The organism is Bariatricus sp. SGI.161, assembly GCF_050313695.1.
Classification (GTDB): domain Bacteria; phylum Bacillota; class Clostridia; order Lachnospirales; family Lachnospiraceae; genus JAFBIX01.
This window is the reverse complement of sequence record NZ_JBNPLX010000010.1, coordinates 70,917-87,269: the sequence shown is the minus strand read 5'-3', so window position 1 is coordinate 87,269 and position 16,353 is coordinate 70,917. Positions and strand designations below refer to the sequence as shown.

Genomic DNA, 16,353 nt, shown 5'->3' with positions numbered 1-16,353 from the left:
CCTTTGTTTCTCTCATTCGACAAATTAATAACATATATTATTCTAGCAAAATAACCGGATAAAGTAAATGAGTTTAGAACAAAAAGAATCACTGCAAATATCTTGTGACATTACAGTGATTCTTATTCTCTATGTTATTGAATTTCCCTTATCTTCTTGCGAAGGCTAAGTACCTGATTCGGAGCCACCGATAATTCATCAATTCCTATCTGAATAAAATACTCTGTCATCTCCAAATCCGCTGCCAGATCTCCACAGATACTGATATGTTTTTCTTCCAGATGAACATTATTTGTAATAATACGAATCATCTTCAACAATGCCGGATGATGCGGATCATAATATCTTTCCAGTTTACTGTTCTGTCTGTCCATACCAAGCGTAAATTGTGATAGATCGTTTGTCCCGATACTAAGGAAATCAACTTCCCGCGCCAGTTCTCCGCTAATCATAACCGCTGCTGGTGTCTCAATCATGACACCGATTGGAATTTCTTCATTGAATGCCGTCTTCTCATTGCGTAGTTCCTTCTTGGCTCTTCCAATCATTTCTTTTGCCATCGTCACTTCTTCAATCGATGTGATCATTGGAAGCATAATAGAAATATTTCCAAACGCAGAAGCTCTTAAAATTGCCCTAAGCTGTGTCTTAAATATCTCTTCTTTATCCAGCGATACACGAATACCTCTATATCCAATTGCCGGATTATCATCTTCCCCAAGATCCAGACACTCTGCCAACTTATCCCCGCCAAGATCTGCAGTCCTTATAACTACCTTCTTAGTCCCCATAGATTCAGCTGCCAGCTTATATACCTGGAACTGCTGCTCTTCCGTCGGAAGCTTCGTTCCATTTTCCATATATAGAAACTCACTGCGGAACAAGCCAATTCCTCCCGCATCGCAGCGTAATACATTTTCGACATCTTCTTTTGTTCCGATATTCGCACAGACATCTATCTTCTGACCGCTCTGTGTAATATTTTCTTTTCCTTTCAGCCGTTCCAGTTTCTGTACATGTGTATGGTTAGCATCTTGCTTCTGCTTCATCTTTGTGATAGTCGTATAATCCGGTTCAATATAGACCTTTCCTTCGAATCCATCTACAATAATGGTCTTTCCTTCATAATCTTTTTTCAAAGCTTCTCCAAGTCCTATAACAGAAGGAATCCCTTTGGTTCGTGCCAAAACTGCCGTATGAGAATTAATCGTTCCATATCTTGTTACAAATCCCAGGACCTTTGTCTTATCCAGCTGAACAGCTTCACTCGGATATAATTCCCCCGTTGCCAGAACAAACGGTTCATCCGTCAGCATCTTATCTTTCCATATTCTGGAGAGAATACGCAGAACTCGATTTGCCACATCCTTCACATCTGCATCATGCCCTTGTATGTAAGACTTCTCACTTGTCGATGCTGTCGAAAGAAAACTTTCTACTGCACTCTGAATTGCATATTCTGCATTCAGCTTCTGCTCCACGATGATATTCGTTATTTTATCTTTTAATTCCTGATCTTCCAGTATCATTTGCTGCATCTCAAAAATTGCGGCATTTGCTTCTCCTACTTCTTTTGACGCCATGTCATACAAATTCTCTAATTCAAATACTGCCTTCTGACGAGCTTTTTGAAAACGCTGCACTTCCTTCTCAACATCTTTCACATAGATGCGACGAATTTCTTTTGAATCTCTTTTATAAAAAGATAGTTTACCTATAGCAATTCCTTCAGATACCTTTTTCCCCGTTAATGTAATCATATTTTTTCCCTCTACGTTTCATTTACAGCTATAGAAGCTTTCAATCATGCAATTATACTTTACACGCTTCCGTTCATTTCGTCAAGAGACTGTTATCCCTCAACATTTCCAATTCTTTCATGCAAAATATCTATTAATTATTATACCGAAAAATGATACATGTAACAATTTTTTTCGACACTTTTTGTAAAAAATATTGAAAATAATTTTAAATGCATTGACTCTTTTATAAATATGTGCTAATCTAATATGGCAAAATTTATAAAATATATTTATAGATTTTTTCATAATAAGATTAAATGGAGGTGCAATGATGAAAGGTACAGTGAAATGGTTTAACAACCAAAAGGGCTATGGATTTATCTCTGATGAATCTGGCAACGATGTTTTTGTTCACTATTCCGGTTTAAACATGGAAGGCTTTAAGACCCTTGAAGAAGGACAAGCTGTGGAATACGACATAACCGAAGGCACAAAGGGTCCTCAGGCTGTTAATGTAACAAAGCTTTAATTCGAATTAATCACATATTGAATGTACCTTTTATATATGCAAATTCGCACTTTAATTTAGATATCTAAAAGCTATACATGCAATGAAGATTATGAAAAAGACCAGATAACTAAAGTTATCTGGTCTTTTTCATATCTTTCCTCGCTATTTGAAATCGAACATTCACACCGAAAGGATTGACTACAACGCCAACACTCTCTTTTGAAAGGACATTTACGACTTTATCAGAATCAATCACTAATGCCTTGAACTTATTTTCTCGGTTAAATTTTTGAAATTCCTGTATATCCGTAAATAGCGGCTGATATACTTGGCCATCCTTCTGTTTTAAGATTGGAATCCCTTTGTCTTCTTGTGTTGCAAGAATAAATCGTCCCTCCCTGAAATGCACAAGCATCTCATCATTGAGTTCTTTCAATTCTTTTGTCATTTCTGCATTCTGTTCGGAATTCTGTTGCTTGCGCAGTTCCTGTACAAAATAAATTGCTGTCAGATGAAATTCAGGATTTTCCACACGAACCTGCCCCTTTGGCAGTTTCTCAACCGAAGGTCTATGAATAAATTCATCTAATTGTACTGCGGTTCGTTGAGAGGTCCCATCACCCACTACCAGACAATTCACTCCCATTGAATAGAGACTTGTATAAAATACTAAAAAGCTCTTATTCTCAACTTTTAAAATCTGCACCGGATTCTTTTCTTTTATCAGTTGACCAGCCTTTTCTTTCGCTTCTTTTTCGGTAAAATAAACGAAAATCTCGTCATCATATGTCTCAGTGTCACACGCCACATAAGGCAGATGTGTACATTGAGACATGATGACGTATATAACTTGTGAATTCCGGAGCATGGATAATGCTATTTTTTTTCTGTCTATGCTCATTCTAGTTTTTCCTTTGGATTCTTTTATTGGTTTGCAGTATATGCTTCATCCGCACCGTATACATCAAATCCACTGCCCTTCAAAATATCAATAACTCTTGCCGGATCATCACTCTTTACTACCGCTGCAGCATCACTTCCATTTGCAAATGCATACATGTATTCAACATTGACTTCTCCATCTACGATCTGATGCATTGCTTTGCTAAGAGATCCTGTTGCATGTGGAACACGAAGAGCAACTACATCCGTTAACATCGCTGTAATTCCTTCTTCTTTCAAAGCTGCACGTCCCTTATTCGGATCTGACACGATCATACGAAGCATTCCGTAATCGGATGTATCAGCCAGACTTAGTGCAACAATATTGACATCATTATCTGCCAGGACTTTTAACACTTCATCCAGACGTCCTTCTCTGTTTTCCAAAAATACTGACAACTGCTGAATTGTATTACTCATACCCATTCTATACTCCTCCTTTTACAGTTCTCTGTTATCAATTACACGTTTTGCCTTGCCTTCACTTCTCTGGATAGTCTTAGGCTCTACAAGTTTAACTCTTACTGCAATTCCAAGTGCCTGTTTCAGAACTGCTGCCACTTTATTCTTCAGTTCATCCAGTTTACGGATCTCATCTGAGAAGTATTTTTCATCCACTTCTACCATAACAGTAAGTACATCCAGATTATTCTCTCTATCCACGATCATCATATAATGAGGTGCTACGCCGCCGCCGATAGAAAGAAGTGCTGCCTCAACCTGAGTTGGGAATACGTTGACACCACGGATAACTTTCATATCATCGGTACGTCCCGTAAATTTCTGAATTCTTGGGAGTGTTCTTCCACATTCACAAGGACTGTGGTCAATGCTGGTCAGATCCTTGGTTCTATATCTGAGAAGCGGCATACCCTCCTTCGCAAGTGTCGTAAATACCAGTTCTCCAGTCTCTCCATCTGCACATGCTGTCTGATCTGCCGGATTCAAAACTTCTGGATAGAAGTAATCTTCGTATACATGGAGTCCTTTATGATGGATACAGTCCATAGCGACACCTGGTCCAGTAATCTCACACAGTCCATAGATATCGAAACTATTAACATTCAGACCACTTTCAATCTTCAAGCGCATCTCGTCTGTCCATGGTTCTGCACCATTAATACCTGCCTTCAACTGAAGACGGTCAACGATTCCTGCCTCCTGAGCTGCTTCTGCCAGATATAATGCATAAGAAGGCGTACATGCGAATGCAGTTGCGCCAAAGTCTTCCATACACATTAACTGACGTTTCGTATTACCGGATGACATCGGAATTGCCATACAGCCAAGTGCACGTGCGCCAAGGTCCAGTCCCATACCACCGGTAAACAGTCCATATCCATAGCAGATATGGAGACGATCTGCAGCTGTAAGACCAGCCATGGTAAGTGCTCTTGCAATACATTCACCCCATACATCTACATCTTTCTGTGTGTAAGATGCAAGTGTAAGTTTTCCGGTCGTTCCAGATGTTCCCTGCACTCTGGCAATCTTCTCCTGCGGTACTGCAAGCAATCCAAATGGATAATTGTCTCTTAAATCTTCTTTGGTCGTAAATGGAAGCTTGTTAATATCTTCGATCCCTTTGATATCTCCAGGCTCGATTCCTATCTCATCCATTTTCTTCCGATAGAATGCTACATTATCATATACATTCTTTACCTGTTTTACCAGACGTTCACTCTGCAAGGCTTTCATCTCATCCTTGCTCATACATTCAATTTTGGGATCACGGATCTGCTCCTTCCAGTCTTCCAATGCTACTCTAGCCATTTTCTTTTTCTCCTCTTTCTTATTTTATAATTGATATCCTACATCAAATGCCTGTTTATTTATATCAATCGTCTTCGGCGGTACTGTTTTTTCAATCACACGATACCACTGTTCTTTTGTAAAATCCATATGCTGAGCCGCAATTCCAAGTACAATAAGGTTAAATACTCTTGGATTCCCCAGTTTTTTAGATTCTTCTGTTGCGTTTACAGTATAAACTTTATAATCCTTGCGTAATGTTTCGATAATATTTTCCGGGTATTGTGCCGCGCCTATTACCACTGGCATCGGATCAATTCTCCAGTCATTCACGATCAAAGCTCCATCTTTCTTAAGGAAATGTGCATATCGCAATGCTTCCAGTCGTTCAAATGCTATGATGACATCTGCCTGTCCCTCTTCTACGATGGGTTCTGCTACATTTTCACCATAACGGACAAATGTTACGACACTTCCGCCTCTCTGAGCCATACCATGTACTTCGGAAAGTTTTACATCATATCCACCTTCGATGGCAAGTCCTCCTAAAATTCTGCTGGTCAACAGAGTTCCCTGTCCGCCGACTCCGACGATCATAATATTCTTCGTTGCCATTACCGGTCACCTTCCTTTACTAATTCAATTGCATCAAACTTACACAGGCTCTTGCAAAGTCCACATCCTGTACACATCGTATCATCAATATGTATCGTTCCATCCGGGTTCTTCGTCATCGCCGGACAACCTGGTCTCATACACATACCACACTTTTTACATTTATCTTCATGTGCAATATATAATGGCTTCTTTGCTTTACTGAGAAGTACACAAGGAGTTTTGGTAATGATTACAGATACTTCGTCTTTTGCAACTTCTTCCTTTACCACTTTTTCCAGTGTATCAATATCAAATGCATTTACTTCAACAACATTCTTTACTCCAATAGCCCGACAAAGTTCTGGAATATTGATTGCGTAAGTCGGATCTCCCTGCAATGTCTTTCCTGTTGCCGCATGATCCTGATGTCCTGTCATACCAGTTGTAGAGTTATCCAATATCAAGACGGTTCCTGTTGCATGGTTATACATCATGTTCATCAGAGAGTTAACTCCTGTATGTAAGAACGTGGAATCTCCTATGACAGCAACCCAGTTTTTAATATATTCTTTTCCCTTTGCCTTCTCCATACCATGAAGACTGGAAATACTTGCTCCCATGCATATCGTAGTATCAACAACACTCAGAGGTGCAACAGCTCCCAATGTATAACATCCAATATCTCCTGCAGCATGTAATTTTAATTTATTTAACACATAGAAAACACTTCTGTGCGGACATCCAGGACATAAGATCGGAGGTCTTCCAGGTGCTGCTGCCGGTGCTGCAATCTCCAGTTCTTCTCCCAAAATTGCTGTACGGATCATATTAGCACTATATTCCCCCTGTACAGTAAATATCTCTTTTCCGATTGCCTGAATTCCATAAGATTTTACCTGTTCTTCGATCACCGGATCCAGCTCTTCAACGATATAGAGCTTCTCAACCTTTGAAGCAAACTCCTCAATCAGCTTACGAGGAAGCGGATTGACCATCCCAAGCTTTAATACAGATGCATTCGGAAGAGCTTCCTTAACATACTGATATGGGATTCCGCTGGTGATCACACCAATCTTGGTATCATTCATCTCTATCTTGTTAATCGGAAGTGTATTAGCAGCCTCCGCTAATTCCAGATTCCGTTTTTCAATCTCAACATGACGTAATTTTGCATTGCCTGGCATCATAACCGTCTTTCTAATATCTTTTACATACGGCTTATCCTCAATCTCCTCACGATCGTGCAATTCTACAATTCCCTGGGAATGTGCCAGTCTGGTTGTCGTACGAAGCACAAACGGACGATCATATTTTTCACTCAATTCAAACGCAATCTTTACAAAATCTTTTGCCTCTGCACTGTCAGAAGGCTCCAATACCGGAAGCTGTGCAGCACGTGCCACCATTCTGGTATCCTGTTCGTTCTGTGAGCTGTACAATCCCGGGTCATCGGCAACTACAATCATAAGACCTCCGTTGACTCCCATGTAGGAAACTGTGTAAGTTGGATCTGCTGCCACATTAAATCCAACATGCTTCATACAGGACATTGCACGCACTCCTGCCACAGATGCTCCGATTGCAACCTCTGTTGCAACCTTTTCATTCGGAGACCATTCACAATACAACTCATCCTTATACTGAACAAGACATTCACTTATCTCTGTACTTGGTGTGCCAGGATATGCAGCAGAGACCTTTACCCCCGCCTCATACGCTCCTCTGGCAATTGCTTCATTGCCAAGCATAATTACTTTTTTCGTTTCTGACATTCTAGAAATCCACCCTTTCATATCTTTCTGTTACTTTTATATTTCCATATAATAGGTAATTTTTCACAAATTCGAGGAATTTTCGACTCGTCTTTTAATAGTATATCATAATACTTTTGCTGTTTAAAGCATTAATTTACCAAAATATATATGATTTCTCTCTTTAATCTCTTATATGTTTTTTGCATGTATATTCATTTACTTCAACCCGTATAATTGCAACTGCTTTCTCAAGCCTTGGATTTGTCTGAAATTCTTCAAACTCTTTTCCAGTCTGATGTTTCATAATAACCGAAAGTGCACAAAGCTTTTGATCAGAATCATCAATTATTTCTGCTTTACCACTTCCAATCACGCTGGCATAAATATAACTATACTGACAGGCCAGTTTTCCTTCTTCCAACTCATGATTACAATCCATTTCAAACCCAACTTGTGGATTCTTTTGTATCATCTCTATTTTCCGGCCTTCTCTTGCTCCGTGAAAATACAAAACCAATTTACCATTTTCAAATGTATACCCATGATTCATTGGCACAATATAGACCTCGTCTTCTCCAGCCAATCCCAGTCTGCACACCTTACATGTGTCTAATATTTTCTGTATTTCTACGGAATTTGTCACTTCACGATCTTTTCTTCTCATATTATTCCTCCTCCAAATTATTCTGCCTTATTATACCATTCATCAATATGACCTGAAAATAAGAATTGAAAAAACATTTAAAATACCTTAATATTTTAAGCAAATCAAGCCATAAATAAGGAGGATCATATATATGCAAAATTTTAACTATTATGCACCTACCAGAGTCGTTTTCGGAAAAGGGACCGAAAACGAAGTAGGAAAACTGATCAAAGAACAGAATTGTAAAAAGGTTCTGGTACATTATGGAGGCGGAAGTGTCATTCGTTCCGGACTTTTAGACCGCGTATATACCTCTTTAGGAGCCGAAGGTATCGCATATACTACATTAGGCGAAGTTGTTCCCAATCCAAGATTGTCAAAAGTACGCGAAGGAATCGAATTATGCCAAAGAGAAGGTGTAGATTTTATTCTTGCCGTTGGAGGTGGAAGCGTCATTGATTCTTCCAAAGCAATCGGATATGGTCTTACCAATGAAGGCGATGTCTGGGATTTTTACGCAAAGAAACGTACCGCTTCTGCCTGTCTTCCAATTGGCACCATTCTTACAATCTCTGCTGCCGGCAGTGAAATGAGTGATTCTTCTGTTATTACGAACGAAGATGGATGGATCAAACGCGGATACAGCAGTAACTACTGCCGCTGCAAATTTGCAATCTTGAATCCGGAACTGACCTATACACTTCCCGATTATCAGACGCAAAGCGGATGTGTAGACATTATGATGCATACTATGGAACGCTATCTGAATCACAGCACGAATATGGAAATGACGGATGGAATCAGCGAAGCACTGATCCGTACCGTCATGAAGAGCTCTAGAATCTTAAAGCAAGATCCGACAAATTATGAAGCCCGTGCCGAAGTTATGTGGGCAGGAAGCCTTTCCCATAATGGATTAACCGGCTGCGGAACCGATGGTGGAGACTGGGCATCCCATCAGTTAGAGCATGAACTTGGTGGAATGTTCGATGTCGCTCACGGTGCCGGACTGGCTGCTGTATGGGGAAGCTGGGCTCGCTATGTCTACAAAGACCGGGCAGACAGATTTGCTAAGCTGGCAGAAAATGTATTGATGGTTCCACACGATGATACTCCGGAAAAAACTGCTCTTGCCGGCATCGAAGCCATGGAAGACTACTACCGCAGTGTAGACATGCCAACCTCCCTTCGGGAACTTGGCATTGAACCAACCGAAGAACAGATTCAGGAACTGGCAGACAAATGCAGCTTCCAAAACACACGCACCATCGGAAAAGTGAAAGTGCTGAACCGAGAAGATATCGCCAAGATCTACCGTATGGCTCTGTAGATGAATACTGGTATGGGCGGATGGTTTTCGCGATTATAATATTCATTTACGATTACTGTGTATTCTCTGGCAGGAATCTTTTTCAGGAATTCCAGTATCCTTTCTTTTTCTTCGAACCCGGTATCACCACCGCTATAGATGCACAGACTCATCAGACCGCCATGTTTTAGGATTTTCAGCCCTTTTTGAATCGCTTCGATACTGGTATCAGCAGAAGTTGCAATATTATGATCTCCGCCAGGCAGATAACCAAAGTTAAAGCAGATCGCATCTGCAGACTCTTCTTCAGCATATTGATCCATATGTTCATGTCCGTTTAAGATCAGGCTGGCACGATCCGCTACATGGTTTTCTTCCAACAGCTTTCGCGTTTGTTCCAGGGCTTGTCCCTGGACATCAAACGCGAGTACTTTCCCATTATGCCCTGCCATCTGACATAACAATAGGGTATCCTTTCCTTTTCCCATGGTCGCATCAATATAGAAACCTTCTTCCGGCACCTGAGAGCGAATAATCTCATGGCACCAATCCGTAATCTGAGATGGGTTCATTCTATTCCTCCTGAACTATTATCGTCTTTCCTTCATTGATTGGTTCTTGAAATCCATCATAAAGGGATTAATCACTACTACGGTTTTTATTATACAAAAACATAAGTATCGCCATAGTACATATGATTCCATATCCCAACCAGCTCAGCATATCCGGAAACTGTCCAAATACAACAAATCCCAATACTGCGGAAAAGATAATCTGTGAATAATCATATACTGAGATTTCCTTTGCCGGGGCGTAGCAATAAGCTGCTGTGATAGAGAATTGTCCACCTGCTGCCGAAAGGCCTGCCAAAAGCAATATCACGATCTGCTCTGCCGTCATGGGATGGTAATCGAACAAAAGCCATGGTAATGTTGTCAGGCAGGAAAATGTCGAGAAAAAGAACACGATAAATGGTCCCTTTTCTCCTGCCTCTCCCAGTTTTCTCACCATTGTATAAGCAATTCCTGCTCCAATTCCTCCCAGAAGCCCTATTAAGGATGGAAACAGATCCATATTCGTCACCGTCGGCTTTACAACAAACAGACTGCCGACAAATGCTCCAACTACTATCAACGCCTGCAAAACCTTTACTTTTTCTTTTAGAATTAAGAAACTAAATAATACCGCAAAAAATGGCGACATTTTATTCAACATAGAGGCATCTGCCAATACCAGATGATCCACTGCATAAAAATTACACAGAATTCCCAATGTACCGAAAATAGATCGAAGAAACATATATTTTAGATTCTCCTTCTTACACCGAAACGGAATTCCTTCTTTTGCCAAAATAATTCCGGCAAAAATTGCCGCCACAAAATTTCGAAAAAAGCTTTTCTGTATAGATGGCAGATCACCTGCCATATGTACAAACATATTCATAAGCGCAAAGCAGAACGCTGAACACACGATGTACAAAATTCCTTTATACTGCTTTTTTATGCTCATGACCTAGTCCTCCTAATTTTTATAAATCAAACAATGACAGCTGATTTGACTCTGGCAACCCACTTAGGATTCCAAGCTCTGCCATATAATCAATCACCGTTTTACTTGCCTTGGTCCTCTGTCGGAAATCATCTCTAGACAGATATGGCCCATCTTTGGAAGCCTCTTCCACTGCTTCCGCAGCCTTCTCTCCCATTCCATCAATACTACTGAACGGGGGCATCAGTTTTCCGTCAATAATCAGGAATTTTGTAGCTTTTGCCTTATAAATATCAATCGGTTCAAATTCATAACCTCTCGCATACATTTCCTGAACAATCCGCATATCTTTCATGGTATCCTGCTCTTTTTTACTTAGAGAGTTGGAGCGCCGGTTATAATCGTCAATATAATACTGCAGCTTTTCTTTTCCCTGACACATAATTTCATAAGAAAATGCATCTGCACGAATTCCAAAATATGCTCCATAATAAGCCAGTGGATAATTAATCTTGCAATATGCAATTCGATACGCCATCATAACATAGGCTGCTGCATGTGCTTTCGGGAACATATATTTGATCTGTTCACATGACCAGACATACCAGTCCGGTATGTTGTGTTCTGCCATGTCCTTCTTAAATTCAGGCCATTCTTTACACTTTCCCTTCGCTACTGTTCCCTTACGGACACGTTCCATAATCGTAAACGATTCTTCACTGTCCATTCCTTTATTGATCAGATATGTCATAATATCATCACGAGTACATATAGCTGTAGAAATCGTTGCTTTTCCACTTTTGATCAGTTCCTGGGCGTTATTCAGCCACACATCGGTTCCATGAGACAGTCCTGATATTCGAATCAGATCTGACAATGTCTGCGGCTTTGTATCAACAACCATCTGAATTACAAAATCTGTTCCAAACTCCGGTATTCCGAGACATCCCACCGGACATCCTCCGATATCTTCCGGCTTGATTCCTAATGCCGATGTATCATGAAACAGCGAAATCACGCCTTTATCATCCAACGGTATCTCTGTGGCAACAAAACGATGATCCGTCTCATTGTATTCATTATCCATCGCCGGAGAATTAATATATTCTTCCAGCGTCTTAATCATCGTAGGATCATCATGACCGAGAATATCCAGCTTCAGCAGGTTGTGGTCAATGGAATGGTAATCAAAATGTGTAGTAATAATGTCTGTCGTCATATCATTGGCCGGATGCTGTACTGGCGTGAATGAATTGATCTCTTCCCCCAACGGAAGAACTATGATACCGCCTGGATGCTGCCCGGTACTTCTTCGTATTCCGGTACATCCCTGCACAATACGGTCAATCTCACATTTTCGTTTTCCCTGTCCACGTTCTTCAAAATAATTCTTTACATATCCAAATGCCGTCTTATCTGCCAACGTTCCAACGGTCCCGGCTCGAAACGTCTGTCCCGCACCAAAGATGACCTCTGTATATTTGTGGGCATTACTCTGATAGTCACCAGAAAAGTTCAAGTCGATATCCGGTTCCTTGTTCCCCTTAAATCCAAGGAATGTCTCAAACGGAATATCGAATCCATCTTTTACCAGTTTCTCTCCACAAACCGGACAGTTCTTATCCGGCATATCCCATCCGCAGCCTCCTGCAAATGCTCTCACCTCTTCAGAATCAAAATCACTGTAATGGCATTTTGGACAATAATAATGTGGACTCAATGGGTTTACTTCCGTAATACCTGCCATTGTAGCTACAAACGATGAACCTACCGATCCACGTGAACCCACCAGATATCCATCTTCGTTCGACTTCCATACCAGTTTCTGTGCAATAATATACATAACGGCAAATCCATTAGATATAATGGAATTTAACTCTCTTTCCAACCGCTCCGTTACAACTGGAGGCAGTTCTTCTCCGTACATGGAATGCGCCTTATTATAACAGATTTCTCTTAACATCTTATCAGAATCCGGGATGACTGGAGGACATTTATCCGGGCGTACAGGTGTAATCCTCTCAATCATATCTGCAATCTTATTCGGATTATCGATTACAATCTCTTTTGCTTTGGCCGAACCCAGATATTCGAATTCCTCTAGCATCTCCTCTGTCGTACGAAGATAAAGCGGTGCCTGTTCATCCGCGTCCGTAAATCCTTTTCCGGCCATAATGATCCGCCGGTACACCTCATCCTCCGGGTCCATAAAATGCACATCACAAGTCCCGACCACCGGCTTATTAAACCGTTCGCCCAACTGTATGATCTTCCTGTTTATTTCCTTTAAATCCTCTTCATTCTGTACTGTTGTTATTCTGTCACTGGCAATCATAAAGTGATTATTGCCAAGAGGCTGTATCTCCAGATAATCATAAAAATTCACGATTCTGGCAATTTTCTCTTCGGACTTATCATTTAAAATCGCCTGATACAACTCTCCTGCTTCACAGGCACTTCCAACGATTAAGCCTTCTCGATATTTTGAAAGTTCACTTTTCGGTATTCTTGGCTGCCGCCCAAAATATTCCAGATGAGACTTAGAAATTAACTGGTATAGATTCACTCTTCCCACTTCATTACGCACAAGGATAATCACATGATATGACGGCAATTTTCGCACGGCATCTGCATTATGCGAGCCAAATTGATTGAGTTTTGTAAGGTTATATATCCCTCGCTCTTTCAACATCTCTACAAATTTCACGAATATCTCTGCTGTCGCTTGTGCATCATCCACTGCACGATGATGATTTTCCAAAGAAATATGAAGCGCATTTGCCACCACATTTAATTTGTATTTTGACAAAGTCGGCAACAAGATTCTTGCCATCGCTACTGTATCTACGGAAGTAAAGTCCGGTATCATATCCTGATATCGACAATTCTGTTCAATAAAACTAACATCAAAAGATGCATTATGAGCAACCAGAGCAGCATCCCCGATAAACTCAAGGAACTGCGGGAGAACGGTCTCAATGTCCGGCGCATCGATAACCATCTGGTCTGTAATACTGGTCAGCTGTGTAATCTGATAAGGAATGGGAATCTTCGGATTCACAAATGCACTGAATCTGTCTGTAATCTTTCCCTGTTCAACTTTCACCGCACCAATTTCAATGATCTTATCTTTGATTGGGCTAAATCCAGTAGTCTCCAGGTCAAATACTACATAAGTATCATCCAGAGACTGCCCTTTTTCATTCACCGCCACATCGGTCAGATCATCTACCAGATATCCTTCTACTCCATAGATGACTTTAAATGGATCATCTTTATCTAATGATTCTATATAATGATTGGCATCCGGGAATGCCTGCACCACTCCATGATCTGTAATTGCAAGAGCTTTGTGCCCCCAGTCGTGGGCACGCTTCAGAAGATTCTTAACTTCAGTTACACCATCCATATCGCTCATCTTCGTATGACAGTGCAATTCTACTCTTTTCTCCGGCGCTGTGTCTTTTCTGGATTCTGTGAAATCACTGATCTTACGGATTCCAACGATAGACGCAATCGTCAGCTCTCCATCAAACTTATCGATATTGGTAATTCCTTTTACTTTCAAAAAAGCTCCTGACTTTACCTCTGCCAGCACATCAGGAAGCTGTTCATTTCTTACGAACATCTTTACCATGATTGTGTCTGTAAAATCAGTAATGGCGAACATGATAATGGTCTTTTCATTTCGAAGTTCACGTGTATCGAAACTAATAACCTTTCCTCGAATCGTAATCTCTCCCATCTCTGAAACTACCTGCTTAAGCTCGATTGTCTCATCATCAAAGTCCCTTCCGTATATCAGATTCGGATCATCTGAATTGCGCTTATTATAAGAGAATCTGTCTCTTTTCCCATTATCAAAATTTGATTTTTTCTTCAGATTCTTCTCATTTCCAGAAGCTTTTGACACCACCTCTGCCTGATTTTTATCAGAAGACTCTTTCTCCTTTTTCTTCAGTTCTTTTTCTTCGCGAGCCGCCTCTGCCTGCTCCATGATTGCTTCAATTTCCTGCTGAATCTTGGCATTGTTGTATTTTAACTGGCTCTCCTTCGGTTTTTTATACAGAACTCTCACTTCAATCGGACGTTGAAACCGTTCCCGGAACACATCTATCAGATAATTTGAAAGAGATTCTTTCTTTCCTTTTGCCACAATCGTATCTTTTAACTTCAGGCAAAGAATATTTCCTTCCTCAAATTCATACTCAGCTCCCTGGAGCATGCTTCGCTCAACCACACTTCTCTCATTCAATTCCAACAGAAAACTGTCAAAATACTCATTCATCAGATTCTCCGGGGTATACTGTTCCGAAAGTTCGTACTGCTCTTTGACCTCCACCTGAATATGACTGCGTCCAAATAACTGCTCTTTTATTCTTTTTTCCACTTCATAAATGCATTTTTTCTGAATCAGATGCTGGCTGTACAGATATATTTTAATGAAGTCTCGGCTTGTATTCGTAGACACTTTACTGACTTCCACGCCTTCAAACAACATCTGGATTTCCTGATTCACTTTTAAGGTTGGAAATACTTCAAAGAACGGTTTATTCATTCCAGTGTAACAACTCCTGTCTTAATGTCTCTAATAATTGATCTTCTTTTACTTTCTTGACAACTTCCCCTTTTTTGATCAACAATCCTTCCCCTATACCGCCGGCAATACCTATATCTGCTTCTTTCGCTTCTCCAGGGCCATTCACAACACAACCCATAACTGCCACTTTAATATCAAGAGGAATATCTGCTACCATCTGTTCAACCTGGTTAGCCAGTCCAATCAAATCAATCTTCGTTCTTCCGCAAGTCGGACAGGAAACTACTTCAATCCCACCTTTTCGAAGACCGAGTGTCTTAAGAATTAATTTTGCTGACTTGATTTCCTCTACTGGATCCCCTGTCAAAGATACACGGATAGTATCCCCGATTCCTTGATTCAGGATAAGTCCCAAACCGATCGATGATTTGATATTACCGGCAAGCAGCGTTCCTGACTCTGTAATTCCTACATGTAATGGATATGGGCATTCGTTTACAATCAATTCATGCGCTTTGACACACATCATGACATCCGATGATTTGATACTTACTACCAGGTTATCATATCCCATTTTTTCAATCAGGTGCACTTTATCCATGGCACTTTCCACCAGTCCCTGGGCAGTAACACCCCCATATTTCTCCACCAGGTTTTTTTCCAGCGAACCACTGTTTACGCCAACCCTGATAGGTATACCATATTCCTTTGCCTTATCTACAACTGCCTTTACACGGCTTTCATCACCGATATTCCCCGGGTTGATACGAATCTTGTCTGCACCATTTTCAATTGCTGCAATGGCAAGTCGGTAATCAAAATGAATATCCGCCACCAACGGAATCTGAATCTGTTCTTTTATCTTGGCAAGTGCCTCAGCTGCTTCCATCGTCGGAACAGCACATCGGATAATCTCACATCCAGCTTTCTCAAGCGCTTGAATCTGCTTTACTGTTGACTCTACATCTTCCGTCTTCGTATTCGTCATCGACTGAATAGCGACTGGACAGCCGCCTCCAATACATACATTCCCAATCTGTATCTTTTTTGTCTGATCTCTCCACATATACTT

Annotated in this window: 13 protein-coding genes; 2 read left to right on the top strand and 11 right to left on the bottom strand. The window is 40.7% G+C overall.

Going from position 1 to position 16,353, the window contains the following annotated elements:
• Positions 1–134: 134 nt before the first annotated feature.
• Positions 135–1,760 carry a phosphoenolpyruvate--protein phosphotransferase gene (gene ptsP / locus ACQRBH_RS07900; protein WP_427761302.1) on the bottom strand — a complete coding sequence of 542 codons (1,626 nt, stop codon included), beginning with the start codon at positions 1,758–1,760 and terminating at the stop codon, positions 135–137.
• A gap of 313 nt (positions 1,761–2,073) precedes the next feature.
• On the opposite strand from ptsP, the gene ACQRBH_RS07895 reads away from it, so the two are divergent.
• Complete coding sequence (locus ACQRBH_RS07895; RefSeq protein ID WP_427741972.1) at positions 2,074–2,271, top strand: cold shock domain-containing protein; 198 nt, start codon at positions 2,074–2,076, stop codon at positions 2,269–2,271.
• Between the two features lie 115 nt (positions 2,272–2,386).
• Here ACQRBH_RS07895 and ACQRBH_RS07890 read toward each other — a convergent pair whose 3' ends face one another.
• The 6 genes from ACQRBH_RS07890 to ACQRBH_RS07865 all read right to left on the bottom strand — a co-directional run bounded on the left by ACQRBH_RS07890 (position 2,387) and on the right by ACQRBH_RS07865 (position 7,962).
• Positions 2,387–3,154 carry an SseB family protein gene (locus ACQRBH_RS07890; RefSeq protein ID WP_427741895.1) on the bottom strand — a complete coding sequence of 256 codons (768 nt, stop codon included), beginning with the start codon at positions 3,152–3,154 and terminating at the stop codon, positions 2,387–2,389.
• Between the two features lie 23 nt (positions 3,155–3,177).
• Entirely contained in the window at positions 3,178–3,615 is a 438-nt protein-coding gene (locus ACQRBH_RS07885) for an ACT domain-containing protein (RefSeq protein WP_427741973.1), read from the bottom strand.
• A 21-nt stretch (positions 3,616–3,636) separates the two neighbouring features.
• The gene (locus tag ACQRBH_RS07880) at positions 3,637–4,968 is read right to left on the bottom strand and encodes a phenylacetate--CoA ligase family protein (protein ID WP_427741896.1); all 1,332 of its coding nucleotides are present in this window, start codon (positions 4,966–4,968) and stop codon (positions 3,637–3,639) included.
• Between the two features lie 24 nt (positions 4,969–4,992).
• On the bottom strand, positions 4,993–5,562 hold the full coding sequence (locus ACQRBH_RS07875; RefSeq protein ID WP_427741898.1) for an indolepyruvate oxidoreductase subunit beta: 570 nt from the start codon (positions 5,560–5,562) through the stop codon (positions 4,993–4,995).
• Positions 5,562–7,316, bottom strand: a complete 1,755-nt coding sequence (gene iorA / locus ACQRBH_RS07870) for an indolepyruvate ferredoxin oxidoreductase subunit alpha (RefSeq protein WP_427741899.1) — start codon at positions 7,314–7,316, stop codon at positions 5,562–5,564. The genes ACQRBH_RS07875 and iorA overlap by 1 nt, the downstream gene beginning before the upstream one ends.
• Positions 7,317–7,479: 163 nt before the next feature.
• Entirely contained in the window at positions 7,480–7,962 is a 483-nt protein-coding gene (locus tag ACQRBH_RS07865) for a pyridoxamine 5'-phosphate oxidase family protein (protein ID WP_427761301.1), read from the bottom strand.
• A 133-nt stretch (positions 7,963–8,095) separates the two neighbouring features.
• Between ACQRBH_RS07865 and ACQRBH_RS07860 the strand changes: the two genes are divergently transcribed.
• Positions 8,096–9,274, top strand: a complete 1,179-nt coding sequence (locus tag ACQRBH_RS07860) for an iron-containing alcohol dehydrogenase (protein ID WP_427761300.1) — start codon at positions 8,096–8,098, stop codon at positions 9,272–9,274.
• Here ACQRBH_RS07860 and ACQRBH_RS07855 read toward each other — a convergent pair.
• The 4 genes from ACQRBH_RS07855 to ispG form a co-directional block, all read right to left on the bottom strand.
• Positions 9,256–9,825: a tRNA (mnm(5)s(2)U34)-methyltransferase gene (locus ACQRBH_RS07855; protein ID WP_427741902.1), complete on the bottom strand. Its 570-nt coding sequence runs from the start codon at positions 9,823–9,825 to the stop codon at positions 9,256–9,258. The genes ACQRBH_RS07860 and ACQRBH_RS07855 overlap by 19 nt on opposite strands.
• Positions 9,826–9,892: 67 nt before the next feature.
• Positions 9,893–10,762: a DMT family transporter gene (locus ACQRBH_RS07850; protein ID WP_235233291.1), complete on the bottom strand. Its 870-nt coding sequence runs from the start codon at positions 10,760–10,762 to the stop codon at positions 9,893–9,895.
• 19 nt (positions 10,763–10,781) lie between these two features.
• Positions 10,782–15,299, bottom strand: coding sequence for a PolC-type DNA polymerase III (locus ACQRBH_RS07845; protein ID WP_427741904.1), 4,518 nt, complete (start codon positions 15,297–15,299; stop codon positions 10,782–10,784).
• On the bottom strand, positions 15,292–16,347 hold the full coding sequence (ispG, locus tag ACQRBH_RS07840) for a flavodoxin-dependent (E)-4-hydroxy-3-methylbut-2-enyl-diphosphate synthase (RefSeq protein WP_427741905.1): 1,056 nt from the start codon (positions 16,345–16,347) through the stop codon (positions 15,292–15,294). Before ispG ends, ACQRBH_RS07845 begins: the two co-directional genes overlap by 8 nt.
• Positions 16,348–16,353 lie beyond the last annotated feature (6 nt).

Coding starts and splice junctions, on each gene's coding strand:
- ptsP (WP_427761302.1), bottom strand. CDS start 1,760: ATGATTACATTAACGGGGAAAAAGGTATCTGAAGGAATTGCTATAGGT.
- ACQRBH_RS07895 (WP_427741972.1), top strand. CDS start 2,074: ATGAAAGGTACAGTGAAATGGTTTAACAACCAAAAGGGCTATGGATTT.
- ACQRBH_RS07890 (WP_427741895.1), bottom strand. CDS start 3,154: ATGAGCATAGACAGAAAAAAAATAGCATTATCCATGCTCCGGAATTCA.
- ACQRBH_RS07885 (WP_427741973.1), bottom strand. CDS start 3,615: ATGAGTAATACAATTCAGCAGTTGTCAGTATTTTTGGAAAACAGAGAA.
- ACQRBH_RS07880 (WP_427741896.1), bottom strand. CDS start 4,968: ATGGCTAGAGTAGCATTGGAAGACTGGAAGGAGCAGATCCGTGATCCC.
- ACQRBH_RS07875 (WP_427741898.1), bottom strand. CDS start 5,562: ATGGCAACGAAGAATATTATGATCGTCGGAGTCGGCGGACAGGGAACT.
- iorA (WP_427741899.1), bottom strand. CDS start 7,316: ATGTCAGAAACGAAAAAAGTAATTATGCTTGGCAATGAAGCAATTGCC.
- ACQRBH_RS07865 (WP_427761301.1), bottom strand. CDS start 7,962: ATGAGAAGAAAAGATCGTGAAGTGACAAATTCCGTAGAAATACAGAAA.
- ACQRBH_RS07860 (WP_427761300.1), top strand. CDS start 8,096: ATGCAAAATTTTAACTATTATGCACCTACCAGAGTCGTTTTCGGAAAA.
- ACQRBH_RS07855 (WP_427741902.1), bottom strand. CDS start 9,825: ATGAACCCATCTCAGATTACGGATTGGTGCCATGAGATTATTCGCTCT.
- ACQRBH_RS07850 (WP_235233291.1), bottom strand. CDS start 10,762: ATGAGCATAAAAAAGCAGTATAAAGGAATTTTGTACATCGTGTGTTCA.
- ACQRBH_RS07845 (WP_427741904.1), bottom strand. CDS start 15,299: ATGAATAAACCGTTCTTTGAAGTATTTCCAACCTTAAAAGTGAATCAG.
- ispG (WP_427741905.1), bottom strand. CDS start 16,347: ATGTGGAGAGATCAGACAAAAAAGATACAGATTGGGAATGTATGTATT.